Origin of the sequence: Spiroplasma endosymbiont of Polydrusus pterygomalis (genome assembly GCF_964030635.1) — a bacterium.
Classification (GTDB): Bacteria; Bacillota_I; Bacilli_A; order Mycoplasmatales; family Mycoplasmataceae; genus Spiroplasma.
This window is the reverse complement of the sequence record NZ_OZ034909.1, coordinates 583,960-602,535: the sequence shown is the minus strand read 5'-3', so window position 1 is coordinate 602,535 and position 18,576 is coordinate 583,960. Positions and strand designations below refer to the sequence as shown.

Here is an 18,576-nt window from a genome sequence, read left to right as displayed (position 1 = left end):
AAGTCCATTTTAATAAAACGCAATAAAATCAAGGTTTTATTAAAATATCAAGAGTTTTCTACAAAATTAAAGAAAATAACTGTTATAAAATAATATTTTTAAGGTATAATAATTAACAAAATAAAAAAATAGAAAGGTCATTAATGATGGAAGAATATATATCCCAAAGTAATAGTAACTTAAAATCTTTTTTAAACACTAATTTTGAAACTGGCTTAACTTCTGAAGAAGTAATCGTGCGGCAAAAACAATATGGTAAAAATGAATTACCAAAAAGTAAAGTAACACCATGATATGTTATCTTTGGAAAATCGTTAATTGAACCAATTCAATTAATTTTAATTGTTGCTGCGGTAATTTCAGTTATTGCTCCTATGATTGGTAATAACTGACAAATTAAAGGGGAATATTTTATTGATTTTTCGGTTATTGCAGCAATTGTTATTCTTGATGCAATTTTAGAAACATTACAAACTGTAAAAGCACGAAAATCAATGTCCGTTTTAAAGTCACTATCGAAGCCCAAAGCGGTTGTCATTCGGAATGATGCACAACAAGAAATTCCAGCGCATGAATTAACAGTCGGTGATATTGTTATTTTAGAAGCCGGAAAATATGTTCCAGCGGAGTTACGAATTATTGAACAATCGGATGTTTTTATTGATGAAGCAATTTTAACTGGTGAAAGTGTTCCTGTTCATAAAACGGCTTTCCCAATTGAACCAACAACAATTTTAGCCAAAATGAAAAACATTGCTTTTATGTCAACTTTTATTAATGCTGGTCGTGCTATTGGTGTTGTGATTAAGGTTGGCCAACAAACTGAGATTGGTAAAATTGCCACAACAATTAATGAAACAGAAGAAACAACAACTAATTTAGAAAAAAAATTAACAAAGTTTTCATATTGAATTGCGGGATTAAGTTTTATTATTGCTGTTGTTATCTTTTTAGCATTATACTTTAATGGTGATAAGAATGGTTGAACTAGTTATTTAATGGTTGCGATTACTTTAGCAATTGGTGTTATTCCAGAATCATTAGCAGCTGTTGTTTCCATTACTTTATCGTTTTCAACGAAACGAATGGCGAAGCAAAATGTGATTGTAAAAAAACTAGCTAGTATGGAAACATTAGGAAGTGTAAATGTTATTTGTACTGATAAGACGGGGACTTTAACACAAAATAAGATGACTGTTAAAAAAGTAATTATGAATAATAATGTGATTAATGCTGATCAGTACATTAGTAGTCATCTTGATGAGCACCAGGATTTATTTTTAAAAGCATTAGTGTTGTGTAATGATAGTGTTACGGAAGATAAAGAACGGATTGGTGATCCAACCGAATTAGCATTAGTGGATTATGCTGAATTATTTGCTTATGATGAACAAGATTCTCGTGATAAATGAGAACGAATTGATGAGGTTCCTTTTGATTCAGAACGAAAACTAATGTCAACATTAAATGTTATTGAAGGGGTTAGCACAACTTTTACCAAAGGGGCTTTAGACAGTTTATTAGAGCACTGTGACCGGATTATGATTAAAAATGAAATTTTAACCTTAACCAAAAAAGATAAAGCTGAATTATTAAAATTAGCTGATGATTTATCAGCCCAAGCATTACGAGTATTATCCTTTGCTTACAATACTAATTTTGATGATGAACAAGATTCAGAAGCTTTAGAAACAAATTTAATTTTTTTAGGAGCTGTTGGAATGATTGACCCTGTGCGGCAATCAGCAATTGAAGCGGTAAAAAAAGCCCATGCGTCCGGAATTCAAGTTGTTATGATTACTGGTGATCATGCCACAACGGCTTTGGCAATTGCCAAGGAATTATATTTAGCATATTCGGAATATGAAGTAATTTCTTCAGAACAATTAAATGAAATGTCAGATGAACAATTGATTCGGATTGTCGATAATATTAAAGTGTTTGCCCGCGTTAATCCAGAACATAAGGTGCGGATTGTTAGCATTTTACAACAAAAAGGTTATCTTGTCTCAATGACCGGCGATGGGGTTAATGATGCCCCAAGTTTAGTCAAAGCGGATATTGGGGTCGCAATGGGAATTGCGGGGACGGATGTTGCAAAGCAAGCAGCAGATGTTATTTTAACCGATGATAATTTTGAAACAATTATTAAAGGAATTAATGAAGGCCGTAATGTTTACCAAAAAATTCGGCGCGCCATTACTTTTGTTATTGGGGTTAACTTAGCAAATGTGTTATCAATTTTTATTTTATCGTTAATTAATCATGTTTCATCAGTTGAAGCAACCGATATTTTATGAATGAATTTAGTTATTGAATCAATTTTAGCAATTTGTATCGGGATGGCCGATAATGATAATACTTTAATGACAATTAAACCGGTGCAAGGGAAGAATCCTTTGTTTAAGAATATTTGAGGACCAATGATTCGGATTACCCTCTTAACAGCCGGAGTTTGTATTGGGGCTTATTATTTTGGAATGAGTTTTGTCGCAGCGGAAAAATATGAAGCTTTTGGTTATCAAACAGTTTTTGATTTTTTACGAAGTAGCAATCCAAACATTACGATTGAGATGAAATTACAAATTTCTGACTTTGGTCGTACCGGAATTTTTATTGCTCTAACTTGTGCTCCAAGTATGTTTGTCAATACTGTTACTTTAACTAATTGAAAAATAAAATCACATTTTACACCAATTATTAATCGCCCATTAATTTACGCTGCCGTGGGAGCTGTTTTATTAAATATCATTATTTTGTTTATTCCTTGAATTAATAATAAGGTCTTAAATTTAAATGATTTAGAAGTCTATAATTTAAGCAACTGATATTTTGTTCCATCGTGTTTAGCAATGGCTATGATTCCAGTGACAATAATTATCATAACTGATGCTTGTCATTTTTGATGACATCATGAGTTAAAACAATCCTTACAAAAACTATTTAATTTTGTCGAAAAATCTTGATAAAGTCAAAAAAATCATCAATATAACAATTTGAAAACGAATTTGATGGAAGATTATTATTGTTCTTTAACTTTTTTAGATGTTAAAATATAATACCGTTGCTTGTTGGTTTGGTGTTAAATCTTTGTGTTGGTATTTTCATTTTCAGAGATTTAAATAATTTTGAATGTTAGTAAAACCTAAACCACGATAATGAATTAAGGCTTCTTTAAGACTTGCTTGTAATTTACTAATTTTATTTAATTTTCGATAACTGGCATCAGGATTTGTCCTAGTTTTAGTGGCATATAAAGTAGAACTTGTTTGTTTTGCTACTAATAAATATAATGGTTTCATATCAGAAATAATAATGGAATTTTTGTTAATTAATTTTGTATTCATATTTTCAATAATTCACTGTTTTTGTAATCGTTTGGTATTAGTGGATTGAACAAAAATATTATTATTAGTATCAACCGCCATTTGAATACAACATTTAGTGTTAGTGGAAAATGGATCAAGATGAGTTTTTCGTTTATCAAATTTATCTTTAAAATTACCTTTATGGATTTTTTTAATAGACTTCTTGCGATACTATGATAATCATTGCAAATTAATTCATAAAGAAAAAATACAAATCGAAATTTATACCTCTTATTAATTTAATTCTTATAGTCTTTATAAGCGATGCATTATTTTGGCACAACAAAAAATTATTTTATTAGAATTATTGCTATACCTTGTTATTTATGCTTAAAAAGCAATTAAATTAAATCTTAAAGCAAATCTTTTTCTACTATTGCGATATTTTTCAGTAATAATTTTAAATTTTTTAAGGATAGCAAAAACATTTTCAATAACGATTCTCATTTGTGAAATTAGTTTATTATGCTGTTTTTGTTCGTTATTTAAAGTTTTTTGCTTTGTTTTTTTGTGCGGAATCAAAACATTCCAATGCATTTTTTGCAAACCTTGATAACCTGTATCAACTATTACTTTGGTATCTTTTAAAAGCGGTATTTTTGATTCTTTAAATAGAATTCTTGCTATACCTTGTTATTTATGCTTAAAAAGCAATTAAAATTTTTAAAAATGATTATTTTAAAATTTAATTTAATTTTTTTATTTGCTGAATTATACTTGTAAGTGCAAGTATAATTCAGCATTAATTTAACAAGATATAAATTTGCCGTTTGTATCTACACAACGCCATTTATAAAATAATTCAGTTACTTTTCTTAGCTCAAGGCTTTTTTTTATTAATTAAATCATAATATAGTTTACCTTCTAAATGCGCTTGCTCATGTTGAAAAACAATTGCTTCATAACTACGTACAGTAATTGTTACTTGCTGTTGTTTTAAGTAATCATAACCTTCAACAATAATGCGAAAACTACGGGGAACTAATCCTTCTTTATCACCATTAACACTTAAACATCCTTCGCCTTCTTCAATACAGGATATTTGATTACTTTTTCCAATAATTTTAGGATTAATCATAGCATGTTCAGTTACTTTCTTGGTTCCAGTTTCTTCATCTGTATCTTCAATGCGAATATAATACATTTTAATATTATTTCCAATTTGTGGCGCTGCTAAACCAACAGCTGGTCTAATGGCATGGTCACTATTTTTTTGTGGATCTTGGGAATATTTCACAAAGTCAATTAACTTTTTCATCACAAGTTCATTATCAGGTGCTAATGGAAAAGCGACTTCCTTTGATGATTGCCGAATTTCCGGTGTATTATCAAATACTAATCAGTCTTTAGTTGGTATTTCATTTTGCAACACTAAAAATCACCTCTTAAAAAATTATAACATATTAATCAATTATTAAAGAAAATCATAAAGTTTTAGTATCCTGAATTGTAAATATATTTGGGACACTTTATTGAATATTTCGTATTAAATCCAATGAATTTTTATAACTTGCATCGTGTAGATACAAGTTATAAATTTGTATCTCTTGTTAGAATGATGATAACATCTTTTAAAAGAAATGCAACTATTTTTTTGTCCTTATCTTGTGATAATTTCGTAATAGTTATCTAGCAAAAATTTCGCAACCATTTAAAATTAAAAATGGCGATAACAATGGAAAGAAAACTAACAATGAAAGAACAACATAAATACAAAACAATTGAAAAAATTATTAACAATAAAATATCAAAGCAAAGAGCTGCAAATATTTTACACTTATCAATTCGTCGCATTGAACAACTTATAAAACTTTATGATCCACAAAATAGTCAATCATTTGCTCACCATTCTCGTGGAAGGATAGCTCACAATAAAACAAATCCACAAATTTGTGAAAAGATTATAAATGCCAAATTGTAAAGTTAAGTGCAACTAAATTATTTTTCTAACCAAATATTCGATTGGCGAAAGATAATTTAGTATTTTTCTTGGTCTTTGGTTTAAAGACAATATAAATTTATGAACTGCATTTTTAGTAGTATTTGAAAAATTAAATTTTTTAGGAAATTTTTCTCTAATTAAACCATTAGTATTTTCATTAGTACCTCTTTGTCAGGGTGAATATGCATTAGCAAAATAAATTTTCACATTTAAATTTTTTTCAAGTTGTTGTCAATTAGCAAATTCTTTACCACGATCAAATGTTATAGTCTTAACAAGATTATTTGGAAGAATTGATAAATAATGGCTAATATTTTCGTTAATAACTTTAGTAGTTCTATTTTCAACTAATATTGCTAAAGTAAATCTTGATGTTCTTTCAACTAAAGTTATTAAACATGATTTACTTTTACCTCGTGATGATACTACGGTATCACCTTCTCAATGACCAAGAGTTACGCGATTATTAACATTAGCATTTCGTTCTTTAATTGATTTACCATTAAATTTACCCCGATTTTCTTGATATTTTCGTTTCTTACCTTTTCTTCTTAAATTTTTATTAGTAACTTTTTCAAGTAATCCAGAATAAATTCAATTGTAAATTGTTTTAAAACTAATAATTCATTCTTTATGAAAATTTTTAATTCTGCCATAAATTTGTTATGGTGATCAACCTAATAATAATTTTTGTTGTACATATTTTACTAATTCTCTATTTTTAAACTTATGAAAATAAATATGTGATTGTTTTCTATTTTCTGCTTTATTTTGTGCAATTAATGAAAAATAATGATTATTATCTTTATTTATATTAACTTCTCGAATAATAGTACTAATACTTCGATTAAGATTTTTAGCTATTTCACTAATTTTTATTTTAAACTTCAATTGATTCTCAATATAAATTCTTTCATCTATGCCAAGATGTTTATATCCCATATAAAAACTCCTTGCTTTATTTTTTCTAAAATAAACTTAGCATCATAAAATTTTTATATGAGATTTTTTGAAATTTTATTTACTTGCACTTACAAGTATAATTAAGCAAATTTATATAAAACTAAATATATTGGCTTTAATTTTACTCATTTCAAAGAAAAATTAATCGAAAATAAAGGAATAAACATTTCATATTCAGTTTTATACAAATTAATGTCCTTAAATCAAATTAAAACACCTCGAAAGCAAAAAATAAAGAAAAAAGATAAAACCCACCCTTTAAGAGAACGTCGAAAATGTTTCGGCGAACTATTACAAGCTGATGCCAGTGAACATCATTGATTAGGAAAATGGTTCAAAATGATTTTTACATGGCGCAATTGATGATACAACAAATACGGTTGTTGGATTATATTTTGCTTATCAAGAAACATTACAAGGTTATTATAATGTTTTACATCAAATTTTACGAAATTATGGAATTCCCATGACATTTTATACCGATAAACGAACAATCTTTACATACCAAAAAAGTAGTGATAAAACCGAAGAAAAAGACACCTTTACTCAATTCAGCCGATGCTGTGATGAATTAAGTGTCGAAATCATAACTACTTAAATTCCCCAAGCAAAGGGACGAATTGAACGTTTATGAGGCACTCTACAAGATCGCTTGAAAAATGAATTAATTCTCGCAGGAGTAACCACTATTGAAGAAGCAAATACATTCTTAAAAGAATTTATAACCAAATTCAATAAACAATTTGCCATTCCTATTGACTATAACAATTCTGTCTTTGTTGACGCTCCTAATAATGACAAAATTAATTTATTTTTATCAATCACTTCAACGCGACAAACAGACAATGGTTCATCAATTAGTTATAACAATAAAAAATATATGGCTTATAATAATAAAAAGTTAAAAGTCTTTAATTGGCATCGTGTACGATGAACCGGCAAAAAACAACTCTTGTTAAATAAAAAGGGTTGTTTTTTTATTTGTAAACCCATAATTATTAATTAATTCAGAGAAAGGGCAGCATCTTAAATTCTTAAAATAGAAACTTTTTATCGCAACTTTAAGTTAACGAAAAAGTTGTATTACACATTTATTAAATATCTTAGAAATTTTTACAAAGTGTACCTTTTTTTCTCCAATTTTAAGGTGTTGTCCTTTCTCTGTTTTAGTTAATTAATTTGGCTAATAAATAAAAAAACTTAATATTAAAGGAAGGAGTAAGTAATGGAAATTAATACGCAACAAACAATCTGTGATGTTGATAATTGCTATAAAGCAATATCATTAATTACCGAAGAATTTTTATCAAATAAAGTTTTATGAACTTGTGAAAAACATAAAGATTTATTAAATCGTACAAAAGATAAAAAACAAACGCGGTTTTATAAAAAATTAGAAAATTCAAAAATTATCTTTGATTGAGAAACTGGTTCTTTTAAACTTTGATTTTATAAAACAACTTAATGCAGTGTGGGACGGTTATTTTAAATAACTAAGTGCTTCCATAAGAACATGAGTTTAAGCTCATTCCCACAGCCAGCCGAGGCAAGTACTGAAATAGTGTATGAGGAAAAATGTAAATCGGCGCTGGTTATATTTAAACTAAGCGATAGTCGTGATAAGTGCAAGGTCAACATCGAACGACAATAAACATAGAGATGGCCACTTTATAAATAAATTTGCGATAGATATTGTCCCATCGAGGATGGCAGCAGTTCTACAAACCACAAAGCCAGCACCAGGCTCTTCAAGGTGCAAGTGAATTTATTTTAAAAACTGAACGTTTTGACTTGAAATAGTGCGGAAGAAGAGAGAGAATTCTCTGGCTTTACCTCATAAAAACAACTGTCTATTATCTAATAATAAACAAATATTAAATATATTATCGCCACCGCTCACCCCCAGTGAAGCGGATGGCGTAGTAAATAAATAGATAAATACTTATATAACTAATTCTCGCTTTGGCACTTTCACTTGGGAGTGAGTGCCAGCGAATTAAAAATAGGAGGAAATATAATGGAATATAAAAGTTTGTATATTAATAAAACTTGAAATGAAATAACAACATTATTTGATTAAGTGAATTGTCAACCTGTTAATTGTCGTATTTCTCATCATAAAAATCATTATGATTTGCAATGTTTAGAATGGGCAAAAATGTATTTAAATTTATTTGAAGATAAATGAGACGTTATTGCTTCTTATATGCAACATTACAAAATTAACGATATTTTAGATTTAGCATCAGATGGTTGAAAAATATTACAAATTGAGAAAAAAATCAATCAAATAATTTAGGATGTTTATATGAAAAAGTTAAATAAAATTTGTCTTAAACAAAGATATTGAGGTTATTGTTTTAATAAAGAATGCAATAAAGAAAATAAATTGAATGAATTAATGCTTAAAAGTTATTCAGTATCACAAGAAGATATTACTGATGAACATTGAGCATTAAACAATAAAAATAATTAGGAGGAATAAGAAAATGTCATATTGTATTAGTGATTACTTAAATGAAAAATGAATTAATAATAACGCATTAAAAATTAGTAATAAAGATATTATTTATGCACAAATTGATAGTGACTATGATATGAGTTGAGAATTAAATTTATATCTTAAATTTGGTAATGAAGAGCGACATGTAGGTAATATTTCATTGCCAAAAGATTTTGATTTAAATTTAAAATGATATGAAATTGATGAGGTTAAAAGTTTAATAGATGATTATTTAGAAGATGAAGAAGCAGACTACGAAGTGATAAATTATGAATAATATGTGAAAAGATGAAAGTGGTTATGTTTATAGCGAAGAAGATTTATTTAATATCGCATTAGAAGAATGTTATTCAGAAGAGACTGCTTACGAATATATTGATAATTTAATAAGTGAAATGGATTTGGAGGAAATTTAATTATGGCAGATTTAAAGTTAAATAATCAAATTAAAAATATTACCTATCCATTTTATTTAAAAGGTAATGATTTTAAAGAATTAAGTTTAAAAGCATTACCGATTAAAAATTGAATTGATAATCACGGTAAAGAATTAGCAGAGTTTATCTATCGTCATCTTAATCATTGTGCATTAAATGGTTATCAAGATATACATTTAAAAGATATACCCAGTGCTATTAGTAAAATTGATTTTGTTTTTAGAGAACCATTAGAATTAATAAAAGATTTTAAAGATGAAGTAAATCGAATTAGAGTTAATATTATTAATTTAGAAAAAGTACTTCAAAATAATAAAATTGAAATTAAAAATAGCCTAATACAAGTTCAATACTTAAAACAACAACAGTTTATTCAAACTAAAAAACAAGAACAAGAAAATAGGGTTGAATATGCTAATAACTTAACGCCTGATATGGGGTTAGACATGGACCAAATTGAAGATGAACAAGTTCGTGTTATGGAAGATGTAGCAAAAATAGAACAAGATTTAGAAAAAACTACTAGTAAATTTCGGAAAGAAAAAATATTAATTAAAGATATTGATATTTTGGGTGTTAATGATGATTTTTTACAAAATTCTGATAAATTAGAACTTATTAATTTAATTAAAAATTATTTAATTGTTGATGAACAAATTGTTAAAAACGAAATTAAAAAACAATGAGATAGTAATAAAAACATTAATACTATTGGTGTTAATGGAATTAAATTCAAAATAAATAAAGGAGAGAAATAATTATGAATAATCAAATGGGAATAAAAGAATTAGTAGCAACAGCAGTTAAAGCATATGAATTAAATGTTAATGCTAAATATTTACAAGAAAATTTAATTTCTTTACAAGAACTAAAATTAAAAAATAATCAAAGTTATATGAATTTAGTGGGTAATGCTGATAATGGAAAAATTACAGACTTAGGAATTATTAATTTAAGTAATAAAGGTTTAATTTTTGGCAAAGACTTTTAAAGGAGGTGCATTTTTATATGGCAAGAAAAGGACAAAAATTTAATAAATATACAGCAGATTTTCGAAAAAGGATAGGACAAGAGGTTAAAAATAATAGTATAAGTTTTATTGCAAAAAAATATGCAATTAATAAAAAAACTGTTGCTTCATGGTATGAAAATTTTAAGAAAGGAATTTTAAACACCAATAAAGGTCCAAAAGAATCATTTAAAAAAAGAGATTTAAACTATTACAAAGTTAGGTATGAATTACTAAAAAAGCTTCATGACTTTTACAATTAAATAAAATAAAAATTGTATTTTTTATCAAAGAAAACATTAATAAATATCCACTAAATTTATTACTTGATGTAACAAATTTAAAGCGTAGTTATTGAGATAAATATAAAAATTATTCAAGTAATGGTAAGGATAGCGAATCATTAAAGAATATTGTAAAAGTCTATGAAGAAAATTTGAAACAATTTGGTTATCGTCGAATTACCAAATATTTAAAAGAAGATTATGGCATTGTTTATAATGCTAAGAAAGTATTACGAATTATGAAATAAAATAATATTCAAGCTGAATATGTAAAGCGTATGCGTAGAAAAATATTAATAAAACAAAATAGAAATAAAAATATAATTAAATATCCTGATTTAGTAAATCGTAATTTTAATGATATTAAAGAAAGATTTTCAATTTTATTTACTGATGTAACTTATTTAATTTGAAATGGTAAAAAACATTATCAATCAACAATACTTGATGGATATACTAAAGAAATTATTGATGTAAAATGATCAAAATTTAATAATAACAAACTTGTAATTGATAATTTAAATGCTGCAATTAATAAAATTAAAAAAATAAAAAAAGATCTAAATAAAACAATAATTCATTCAGATCACGGATATCAATATACATCTAAAGATTATAATAGTAAATGTTTAGATAACAAAATTATAATTTCAATGGGTAAAAATTATCATTGTGCAGACAACATTATTATTGAAAGTTTTCATTCATTACTTAAAAAAGGAACAATCCATAATAAAAATTATAAATCTCATAATGAATATATTAATGATGTTAAAAAATGAAATAAATGATATTCAAACCAAAAAGAAAAAGATATAATAAATGAAAGTTTGTAAACCTTTTTATTAATACTTACTTTTTTGGGTGCAGTCTACTTTAATAGGGATATTGGGTCTAATTTCATTAATTAAATCAATAAAAGAGTTATTATTTTCGTTTAAAAACTCTTGGATTCTAGTTATAATATTCATAGGATATTTTTCTTTCTAATTTTTTTCAAACTTAATTATACTGAAAACTTTTTTTATTTTCCCCAACTTTGGCAACGCAATCAAAATGAAATTATTGCTAATTTCATTTTTTATTTATGTTATAATTTTGATGGTAAGGGGGTTTAAATGATTAGTAATTTTGATAAATTTGGTTTTAAACGGTTTTTAAATTTAGGTTTTGCTGAATTAAATTTTACAGACCCAACGAATGTCCAGGATAAGGTTATGCCGTTATTATTAAAGCATCAAAATGTTATTTGTAAAGCCCACACAGGAACGGGGAAGACATTTGCATTTTGTTTGCCAATTTTAAATAATTTAGATTATGACCAAGCAAAGATTCAATGTATTATTGTAACGCCAACGCGTGAGTTAGCGAAACAAATTTATGATAATATCCGCTTTTTTAAAAAATTTCAACCAACATTACAAGTTAATTATTTTATTGGTGGTGAAGACATTAAACGGCAAATTGAAAAATTACAACGCACACAGCCGCAAATTGTTATTGCAACGCCAATGCGTTTAAAATATTTATTTGATCAACAAAGTTTAAACTTAAGAAAATTAACTACTTTTATTATTGATGAATGTGATATGATGTTTGATTTAGGTTTTATTGAAAATGTGGACTATATTTTGAGTAAAGTTAATCCCAATGTTCAAGTATCGGTTTTTTCAGCGACAATTCCCGATGAATTAAAACCTTTCCTAATGAAGTATTTAAAAAATCCCCATTATTTGGATTTAAGTTCTAATCAATTAACAAACCAGAATATTACGCATATCTTAATTCCAACCAAACATCAAGAACGAGAAACAATTTTATTAAATCTTTTAAAAACATTTGACCCATATTTATGTTTAATTTTTGTTAATAAAAAAGAAGAAATTAATAAATATTATGAATTATTATTGGAACATAATTATTCGGTGACGCAATTTCACGCGGGTTTAGAGCCACGCTTACGCACACAAGTTGTGAAACGGATTCGCAATTTAGAATATAAATATGTTATTGCCAGTGATATTGCAGCCCGGGGAATTGATTTTGTTGGTGTGAGTCATGTTATTTCACTTGATTTACCAAATGATTTAGAATACTATATCCATCGTAGTGGTCGTACTGGGCGAGCAAATTATACGGGGTATAGTTATGTTTTGTATGATATTAAAAATTTAACTTTAGTACAACAATTAATTGCCAAAGGAATTACTTTTGAACCTAAAAAATGAAATCAAGCAGGAGAATTAGTCGAAACTGATCTTGGTGGGGGTAAACCTAAAAAGCAAGCTCCTCCAACAGTTAATAATGAAATTAATAAAATTATCCATCGTTATAAAACAAAAGATAATAATAAAAAAGTCAAACCAGGTTATAAGAAAAAACGGAAAGCCGAAATTGTTGAGCTTAAGAAACAAATTCGTCGTGATCATATTAAAGCATCAATTAAAAAAATTAAAAAAGAAAGGGCAAGAGAACGCGCAATTAAATTATTTGATAAAGATTAAGGAATGAAACACCAAAGATTTTGTTAAAATTAATTTTTTTAAAAAAGTAACAACAGTCTTTTTTTGTATAATTATCTTGTAATTTTAAAAATTACAAGATATATATAATTTAATTAATACAGAAGGATGAAATTATGGCACAGAATGAAACAATGGAAATACTGCAGAAGAAAGAAAAAACAAATGTTAGTAAAAAAATAATGAATTTTTTTACAATAAAAATGTTTCGTTATACTTTAATTAAAATTTTAAAGGTTCCATCGACATGAGTCATTTTTTTAACATTGATTGTCGGATTAATTATGGTTTTATCATTAACGTTTGAGATGGAAGATATTGCTAGTGGGGACTATACGGATACTGCTAGATCATTGTTTACAATTTATTCATGAATTTGATATATTTTGTATTTTGGTTTAACCTCAATGTTTATTGGTTTTAAAGCAGTCCAATTAATTTGGGATGAAATTTATGATGGAGAACATTACTAATTTTTTCATCCATTCCAATGTCAAGAACAAGAATGATTATTGAAAAATGATTAGCTTTACAATTATTATGTTTAGTTTATTCAGTAATTATTCTATTATTACCACCACTTTTAACATTAGGAATGAGACCAAAGGGGGCCGCATTTGGAAAAGTAATTTTAAGCAAAGTTAACTTTATAATTTTAACAAGTTTTATTTTACAATTATTTTTAACAACAATTGGAATTTTAATTTCGCTAGGATTAAATTCAAAAGGGGTTATTGGAATTTTATTTACTCTTGGTTTTTTAACAGTTGGATAGGTTACAATAAGTTGGACCATATTTATGTGGACTTTCAAATAAAATATAATTATGAAGAAAGTAGGAATATAAAAATGGGAAGAAATTAATACACCGATGAATTTAAAAAACAAATTGTTTTACTTTATCAAAATGGTAAAACCATTCTTGAAATTTTTAAGGAATATGGGATGTCAAAATCAGCCGTATATCAGTGAATTGAAAAATTAAATAATTCTGGATCTTTTAAAGCAAAAGATAACCGCACTGTTGAAGAAAATGAACTGATTGCCTTGCAGAAGAATAGACTGCACCCAAAAAAGTAAGTAAAGAAAAAAAGTCTTTGCTAAACTTTTAAAGGAGGTGCATTTTTATATGGCAAGAAAAGGACAAAAATTTAATAAATATACAGCAGATTTTCGAAAAAGGATAGAACAAGAGGTTAAAAATAATAGTATAAGTTTTATTGCAAAAAAATATGCAATTAATAAAAAAACTGTTGCTTCATGGTATGAAAATTTTAAGAAAGGAATTTTAAACACCAATAAAGGTCCAAAAGAATCATTTGAAAAAAGAGATTTAAACTATTACAAAGTTAGGTATGAATTACTAAAAAAGCTTCATGACTTTTACAATTAAATAAAAGAAAAATTGTATTTTTTATCAAAGAAAACATTAATAAATATCCACTAAATTTATTACTTGATATAACAGATTTAAAGCGTAGTTATTGAGATAAATATAAAAATTATTCAAGTAATGGTAAGGATAGTGAAACATTAAAGAATATTGTAAAAGTCTATGAAGAAAATTTAAAACAATTTGGTTATCGTCGAATTACCAAATATTTAAAAGAAGATTATGGCATTGTTTATAATGCTAAGAAAGTATTACGAATTATGAAAGAAAATAATATTCAAGCTGAATATGTAAAGCGTATGCGTAGAAAAATATTAATAAAACAAAATAGAAATAAAAATATAATTAAATATCCTGATTTAGTAAATCGTAATTTTAATGATATTAAAGAAAGATTTTCAATTTTATTTACTGATGTAACCTATTTAATTTGAAATGGTAAAAAACATTATCAATCAACAATAATTGATGGATATACTAAATAAATTATTGATGTAAAATGATAAAAATTTAATAATAACAAAATTGTAATTGATAATTTAAATGCTGCAATTAATAAAATTAAAAAAATAAAAAAAGATCTAAATAAAACAATAATTCATTCAGATCACGGATATCAATATACATCTAAAGATTATAATAGTAAATGTTTAGATAACAAAATTATAATTTCAATGGGTAAAAATTATCATTGTGCAGACAACATTATTATTGAAAGTTTTCATTCATTACTTAAAAAAGGAACAATCCATAATAAAAATTATAAATCTCATAATGAATATATTAATGATGTTAAAAAATGAAATAAATGATATTCAAACCAAAAAGAAAAAGATATAATAAATGAAAGTTTGTAAACCTTTTTATTAATACTTACTAAACGGGGTGCAGTCTAAACCAACAAATAATATATTTTATTCAACATATAATCTAAAACAATTAAATCAAAAAAACTAACCGAGTTTATTTAATTAATGAACTTACAACAGCAGTAGATGCTCAAACATCAGTTAGTTATAGTGAAGAAGATAATGATTGTGAATTCTTACAAACACCAGATGGGACAAATTGTAGTTATATTATTGATATGTTTTCAATACAAGCATTATATAAAGGTAATTTTGAAATTATCTTTTATGCTGATAACCCATATACCAATAATGAAGAAGATTATTTACGTTTATCAGTATGGAGTTTCAGAGGTAAAACAAAAAGTACCTTAAATAATTATTTACGCGATATGACAACTAATTATAAAACTAGTTTCTTATTACCACATGATTATGAAATACCAACATTTAATTACCCACAATATGTCTTGCCACCAGTGCCATATAGCTATAAAACTTATACAAAAGATATATGAGGTGCCAATGCAATTCAACCATTAAAAACTAAAATTACAGCACAAGCACAATGTAGTACAACCATTTCTTTTCTTTGAAAAAAAGACTTTATTAATTTATTTAATAACAATTATTATGATGCTTATTATGAAACTGAAATTGATTTAAAGCAAATTGATCCCACAATTCAAAGCATTGATAAATTTATTAGTTCTTATAAAACAATAGAAATAAGTAATCTTAATAATTTACAAGTTGAATGTGGAAAACCAGATATAAATAATTTTATTCCTAATAGAAATATTGATATTTTAGGTGGTGTTAATGATTGTAATGACAATATTAACTCTTTGTCCAATGGTGTGTTAAAATTTGGAGGTTCATCCCAAACTGATAAAGTTAATTTTGATAATACAATAACTTTATATACAGATAATATAAATAATTATATTAAAAAATTTTCTACTGCATATACTAATGGTTTATATATTGGAAGATTTTATCAAAATCGTTATTCTTTTACTAAAAATTCTGATTTTTCCTTTTTACTTCAAATAACAAAACTATATAATAATGATAACGATAAAATTAAAGAAACATATTTACAAGCATATTATACTAATGATGTAAAATTAAAAATTAGATTTACAAAAGTAATAAGACCTGACCTTTCGTTTTATAGAGTAAATATAGTTACATTAGAAACTTATAAATATTTTGGCAATGATAAAGATATAATCATAGATTTAAATGCTTTGGGTGTATTAAATATTGTAAATATGAGTGATAATCCTATTCAAATTACAATTAAACCAAGATAAACAAAAAAATATATTTAATTATCTATTTTTCTATTTTTATTTAACTTTTATAATATTACCATTTTCATCAATATCTAATTTAGGCAAATTTTGTTCTTCATCATTTCAACGATAAACAAATTTAAAATAATTACTATTTATTTCTCATCATTTACTAGGCTCATAAGTAAAATCATATATATTTATAACTAAACCATTTGGAGAAATAAATAAATCGTGTTCTTTATAATGATCAAGTTTTCTTTTTAATGAAATAGAATTTAAATCTATATTGTTATTAAATTTAGTTAAAAATCAATCATTATTTTCATCACCACGCCATACAACAAAATATCATTTATCATCAACTTGATTGAATGGTTTTTCTTGTGGTGCTATTCATTCTAAATTATCTCTAATAGTTTGATTATTTGTTTTAATTTTGTTTTCTTCTTTTAATTTTGCTAATTCTTCTTTTGTATATTCTTGCGGTGTATTACAAGCAACTAAACTTGCTGTACTTGTTCCTATTAAAGTGATTGTTCCTAAAACGCTTAATATTTTTTTCATATTTTATTAAATTAATATATTTATAATATATTTAAGCATTAGCTATATCACAAATTGCTGAAACCGTACCTGAAATTGTTGAAATTAAAGTTCCAATAACAGGAATTCATCCTGTAGTAACTGAAATAATAGAACCAACTTTTGTACAAGTTTCTAAATCTTGATTACCTTCTAAGTCATTTCTTATTTTATCTATTTTTTGATTTAATTCACTAATTTGTTGTTTTAAATCATTAATGTCTTTTTGTAATTTTGTAATTTTATGTTTTAGTTTATTAATATTTTCACTATTTTCTATTATTTTTAAATCTTGTTTTAAAGAATGAATCTTATCTTTTAATTGGTTATACTTATCCCCTTTTCAAGTTCTTTTTTGTTCTTCAGTAAAGCTAGGAACATCTTCTTTAATCTGACGATTTAATTCATTTTTTCATATATTAAAATTTTCTTCTCATTCTAACATTAAACTAAAATGTTCTTTTTTATAGAAATCAAATTCTAATAATTTATCATTTATTATTATAAATTTATCAAGCCTAGATTTTGAATCAACAAAATGACTATATGTATCATTATTATTCATTACAAAAAGTGTTCTTTTAGGTTCTGCTGATCATAATTCAATTATATAACCATAATCATAATTAACCCCATTTTCTATATTATATTTCTTATTAATAATATCTTGCATTGAATCATTTCCCATAATCTTGATATCTTTAATAATATTATTATTTTGATCTTTAATAATTATTTGATTATAAAGTTCACTATTAAAATAATTATGGAATGGAATATCATTTCCAAAAAATAATATTTTTTTACTATCAATATCTAAGCCAATTTCTCCTTTATAATTATCACCTAATTCATTAAATTTAATTTTTTCTTTATATCAAGAATAATCGTTTGAACATTGAAACTTAAAAGCATCTTTTCTTAAAGAAGAATCATCTCAAATCAATAAATCAAAACCACAATTAACTCTTGAAGACATGTATTTTTCATCAAGATATGAAAAATTGCTTAAAATTGATTTTGAAATCCTATTTAAATGTTTACTATTTCTAGAATCTAATCTATAATCTTTTCAAAATCCACTATAAAGTATATCATCAATAAATTCTTGTTTAAATGATTCAAAATTATTTTTTCTTTTATGTAATTCTCTAGTTTTAATTCAATTTTCTCTAGAAATCAGAAAGAAATAATCTGGGCCGCTAATCAGCCATTGCATATTTATTATGTTTTTATTAACTGAGTTATTTCAACTTCTTTTATTTCTAATTAAATTTTCTAAATTATTTGTTTGTGAATAAATAATACCATTATTTTCTAATTTAATTTCTTCTTTTTCGTAACTACTACAAGCAATTGTTGTTGGTAAAGCACTTCCTCCAATTGTTAACACACTTAATAAACTAAGTAATTTTTTCACA

Annotated in this window: 31 protein-coding genes and 1 pseudogene; 24 read left to right on the top strand and 8 right to left on the bottom strand. The window is 25.5% G+C overall.

Annotation, left to right across the window (positions count from 1 at the left end):
- Window positions 1–146: 146 nt before the first annotated feature.
- Entirely contained in the window at window positions 147–2,969 is a 2,823-nt protein-coding gene (locus ACQH23_RS03940; protein WP_425378997.1) for a cation-translocating P-type ATPase, read from the top strand.
- Window positions 2,970–3,041: 72 nt separating this feature from the next.
- On the opposite strand, the gene ACQH23_RS03935 is transcribed toward ACQH23_RS03940, so the two are convergent.
- The 3 genes from ACQH23_RS03935 to def all read right to left on the bottom strand — a co-directional run bounded on the left by ACQH23_RS03935 (window position 3,042) and on the right by def (window position 4,740).
- A complete protein-coding gene (locus ACQH23_RS03935; RefSeq protein ID WP_425378996.1) occupies window positions 3,042–3,428 on the bottom strand; it encodes a hypothetical protein in 387 nt (128 codons plus the stop codon).
- Window positions 3,429–3,698: 270 nt separating this feature from the next.
- A complete protein-coding gene (locus ACQH23_RS03930) occupies window positions 3,699–3,905 on the bottom strand; it encodes a transposase family protein (protein ID WP_425378995.1) in 207 nt (68 codons plus the stop codon).
- Window positions 3,906–4,158: 253 nt separating this feature from the next.
- Window positions 4,159–4,740: a peptide deformylase gene (gene def / locus ACQH23_RS03925; RefSeq protein WP_425378994.1), complete on the bottom strand. Its 582-nt coding sequence runs from the start codon at window positions 4,738–4,740 to the stop codon at window positions 4,159–4,161.
- Window positions 4,741–5,061: 321 nt separating this feature from the next.
- Here def and ACQH23_RS03920 point away from each other — a divergent pair, with 321 nt between their 5' ends.
- Window positions 5,062–5,289: a hypothetical protein gene (locus tag ACQH23_RS03920; protein WP_425378993.1), complete on the top strand. Its 228-nt coding sequence runs from the start codon at window positions 5,062–5,064 to the stop codon at window positions 5,287–5,289.
- Between the two features lie 12 nt (window positions 5,290–5,301).
- On the opposite strand, the gene ACQH23_RS03915 is transcribed toward ACQH23_RS03920, so the two are convergent.
- On the bottom strand, window positions 5,302–5,892 hold the full coding sequence (locus tag ACQH23_RS03915) for an IS30 family transposase (protein WP_425379305.1): 591 nt from the start codon (window positions 5,890–5,892) through the stop codon (window positions 5,302–5,304).
- 81 nt (window positions 5,893–5,973) lie between these two features.
- On the bottom strand, window positions 5,974–6,252 hold the full coding sequence (locus ACQH23_RS03910) for a helix-turn-helix domain-containing protein (protein ID WP_425378992.1): 279 nt from the start codon (window positions 6,250–6,252) through the stop codon (window positions 5,974–5,976).
- A 213-nt stretch (window positions 6,253–6,465) separates the two neighbouring features.
- Between ACQH23_RS03910 and ACQH23_RS03905 the strand changes: the two genes are divergently transcribed.
- From ACQH23_RS03905 to ACQH23_RS03845, 13 genes are all read left to right on the top strand, one after another.
- On the top strand, window positions 6,466–6,702 hold the full coding sequence (locus ACQH23_RS03905; RefSeq protein ID WP_425378000.1) for a hypothetical protein: 237 nt from the start codon (window positions 6,466–6,468) through the stop codon (window positions 6,700–6,702).
- A 37-nt stretch (window positions 6,703–6,739) separates the two neighbouring features.
- Window positions 6,740–6,871, top strand: a complete 132-nt coding sequence (locus ACQH23_RS03900) for a hypothetical protein (RefSeq protein WP_425378991.1) — start codon at window positions 6,740–6,742, stop codon at window positions 6,869–6,871.
- 54 nt (window positions 6,872–6,925) lie between these two features.
- Window positions 6,926–7,279 (top strand): hypothetical protein, encoded by a 354-nt coding sequence (locus tag ACQH23_RS03895; protein ID WP_425378990.1) that lies wholly within the window; start codon window positions 6,926–6,928, stop codon window positions 7,277–7,279.
- A 219-nt stretch (window positions 7,280–7,498) separates the two neighbouring features.
- On the top strand, window positions 7,499–7,738 hold the full coding sequence (locus ACQH23_RS03890) for a hypothetical protein (protein WP_425378676.1): 240 nt from the start codon (window positions 7,499–7,501) through the stop codon (window positions 7,736–7,738).
- 615 nt (window positions 7,739–8,353) lie between these two features.
- Window positions 8,354–8,572: a hypothetical protein gene (locus tag ACQH23_RS03885; RefSeq protein ID WP_425378989.1), complete on the top strand. Its 219-nt coding sequence runs from the start codon at window positions 8,354–8,356 to the stop codon at window positions 8,570–8,572.
- A gap of 9 nt (window positions 8,573–8,581) precedes the next feature.
- Complete coding sequence (locus ACQH23_RS03880) at window positions 8,582–8,749, top strand: hypothetical protein (RefSeq protein WP_425378988.1); 168 nt, start codon at window positions 8,582–8,584, stop codon at window positions 8,747–8,749.
- A 13-nt stretch (window positions 8,750–8,762) separates the two neighbouring features.
- The gene (locus ACQH23_RS03875; RefSeq protein ID WP_425377994.1) at window positions 8,763–9,053 is read left to right on the top strand and encodes a hypothetical protein; all 291 of its coding nucleotides are present in this window, start codon (window positions 8,763–8,765) and stop codon (window positions 9,051–9,053) included.
- A complete protein-coding gene (locus tag ACQH23_RS03870) occupies window positions 9,046–9,192 on the top strand; it encodes a hypothetical protein (RefSeq protein ID WP_425377993.1) in 147 nt (48 codons plus the stop codon). The genes ACQH23_RS03875 and ACQH23_RS03870 overlap by 8 nt, the downstream gene beginning before the upstream one ends.
- 2 nt (window positions 9,193–9,194) lie before the next feature.
- The gene (locus tag ACQH23_RS03865; RefSeq protein ID WP_425378987.1) at window positions 9,195–9,971 is read left to right on the top strand and encodes a hypothetical protein; all 777 of its coding nucleotides are present in this window, start codon (window positions 9,195–9,197) and stop codon (window positions 9,969–9,971) included.
- Between the two features lie 2 nt (window positions 9,972–9,973).
- The gene (locus ACQH23_RS03860; protein ID WP_425378986.1) at window positions 9,974–10,204 is read left to right on the top strand and encodes a hypothetical protein; all 231 of its coding nucleotides are present in this window, start codon (window positions 9,974–9,976) and stop codon (window positions 10,202–10,204) included.
- Window positions 10,205–10,221: 17 nt separating this feature from the next.
- Window positions 10,222–10,485, top strand: a complete 264-nt coding sequence (locus tag ACQH23_RS03855; RefSeq protein ID WP_425377850.1) for a hypothetical protein — start codon at window positions 10,222–10,224, stop codon at window positions 10,483–10,485.
- 173 nt (window positions 10,486–10,658) lie between these two features.
- Window positions 10,659–10,754, top strand: coding sequence for an IS3 family transposase (locus tag ACQH23_RS03850; RefSeq protein WP_425378985.1), 96 nt, complete (start codon window positions 10,659–10,661; stop codon window positions 10,752–10,754).
- A gap of 30 nt (window positions 10,755–10,784) precedes the next feature.
- A complete protein-coding gene (locus ACQH23_RS03845; RefSeq protein ID WP_425378984.1) occupies window positions 10,785–11,342 on the top strand; it encodes a DDE-type integrase/transposase/recombinase in 558 nt (185 codons plus the stop codon).
- A 9-nt stretch (window positions 11,343–11,351) separates the two neighbouring features.
- Here the strand turns inward: ACQH23_RS03845 and ACQH23_RS03840 are convergent, their stop codons facing one another.
- Complete coding sequence (locus ACQH23_RS03840; RefSeq protein ID WP_425378983.1) at window positions 11,352–11,477, bottom strand: hypothetical protein; 126 nt, start codon at window positions 11,475–11,477, stop codon at window positions 11,352–11,354.
- A 147-nt stretch (window positions 11,478–11,624) separates the two neighbouring features.
- Between ACQH23_RS03840 and ACQH23_RS03835 the strand changes: the two genes are divergently transcribed.
- From ACQH23_RS03835 to ACQH23_RS03795, 9 genes and pseudogenes are all read left to right on the top strand, one after another.
- Window positions 11,625–13,010 (top strand): DEAD/DEAH box helicase, encoded by a 1,386-nt coding sequence (locus ACQH23_RS03835; RefSeq protein ID WP_425378982.1) that lies wholly within the window; start codon window positions 11,625–11,627, stop codon window positions 13,008–13,010.
- A gap of 134 nt (window positions 13,011–13,144) precedes the next feature.
- Window positions 13,145–13,501, top strand: a complete 357-nt coding sequence (locus ACQH23_RS03830) for a hypothetical protein (protein ID WP_425378981.1) — start codon at window positions 13,145–13,147, stop codon at window positions 13,499–13,501.
- A complete protein-coding gene (locus ACQH23_RS03825; protein ID WP_425378980.1) occupies window positions 13,468–13,803 on the top strand; it encodes a hypothetical protein in 336 nt (111 codons plus the stop codon). Before ACQH23_RS03830 ends, ACQH23_RS03825 begins: the two co-directional genes overlap by 34 nt.
- Before the next feature lie 170 nt (window positions 13,804–13,973).
- Window positions 13,974–14,108: a hypothetical protein gene (locus ACQH23_RS03820; RefSeq protein ID WP_425378979.1), complete on the top strand. Its 135-nt coding sequence runs from the start codon at window positions 13,974–13,976 to the stop codon at window positions 14,106–14,108.
- A 49-nt stretch (window positions 14,109–14,157) separates the two neighbouring features.
- Window positions 14,158–14,421, top strand: coding sequence for a hypothetical protein (locus ACQH23_RS03815; RefSeq protein WP_425378978.1), 264 nt, complete (start codon window positions 14,158–14,160; stop codon window positions 14,419–14,421).
- Window positions 14,388–14,660 (top strand): annotated as a pseudogene (locus ACQH23_RS03810) (hypothetical protein); the annotation flags it as partial. The gene ACQH23_RS03815 and the pseudogene ACQH23_RS03810, both read left to right, overlap by 34 nt.
- A gap of 21 nt (window positions 14,661–14,681) precedes the next feature.
- On the top strand, window positions 14,682–14,906 hold the full coding sequence (locus ACQH23_RS03805) for a hypothetical protein (protein ID WP_425378977.1): 225 nt from the start codon (window positions 14,682–14,684) through the stop codon (window positions 14,904–14,906).
- Window positions 14,907–15,095: 189 nt separating this feature from the next.
- Entirely contained in the window at window positions 15,096–15,278 is a 183-nt protein-coding gene (locus ACQH23_RS03800; protein WP_425377776.1) for a hypothetical protein, read from the top strand.
- A 230-nt stretch (window positions 15,279–15,508) separates the two neighbouring features.
- A complete protein-coding gene (locus ACQH23_RS03795) occupies window positions 15,509–16,588 on the top strand; it encodes a hypothetical protein (RefSeq protein WP_425378976.1) in 1,080 nt (359 codons plus the stop codon).
- Window positions 16,589–16,624: 36 nt separating this feature from the next.
- Here the strand turns inward: ACQH23_RS03795 and ACQH23_RS03790 are convergent, their stop codons facing one another.
- Window positions 16,625–17,137, bottom strand: coding sequence for a lipoprotein (locus tag ACQH23_RS03790; RefSeq protein WP_425378975.1), 513 nt, complete (start codon window positions 17,135–17,137; stop codon window positions 16,625–16,627).
- A 31-nt stretch (window positions 17,138–17,168) separates the two neighbouring features.
- A complete protein-coding gene (locus tag ACQH23_RS03785) occupies window positions 17,169–18,575 on the bottom strand; it encodes a putative mucin/carbohydrate-binding domain-containing protein (RefSeq protein ID WP_425378974.1) in 1,407 nt (468 codons plus the stop codon).
- Between the last annotated feature and the right edge of the window lies 1 nt (window position 18,576).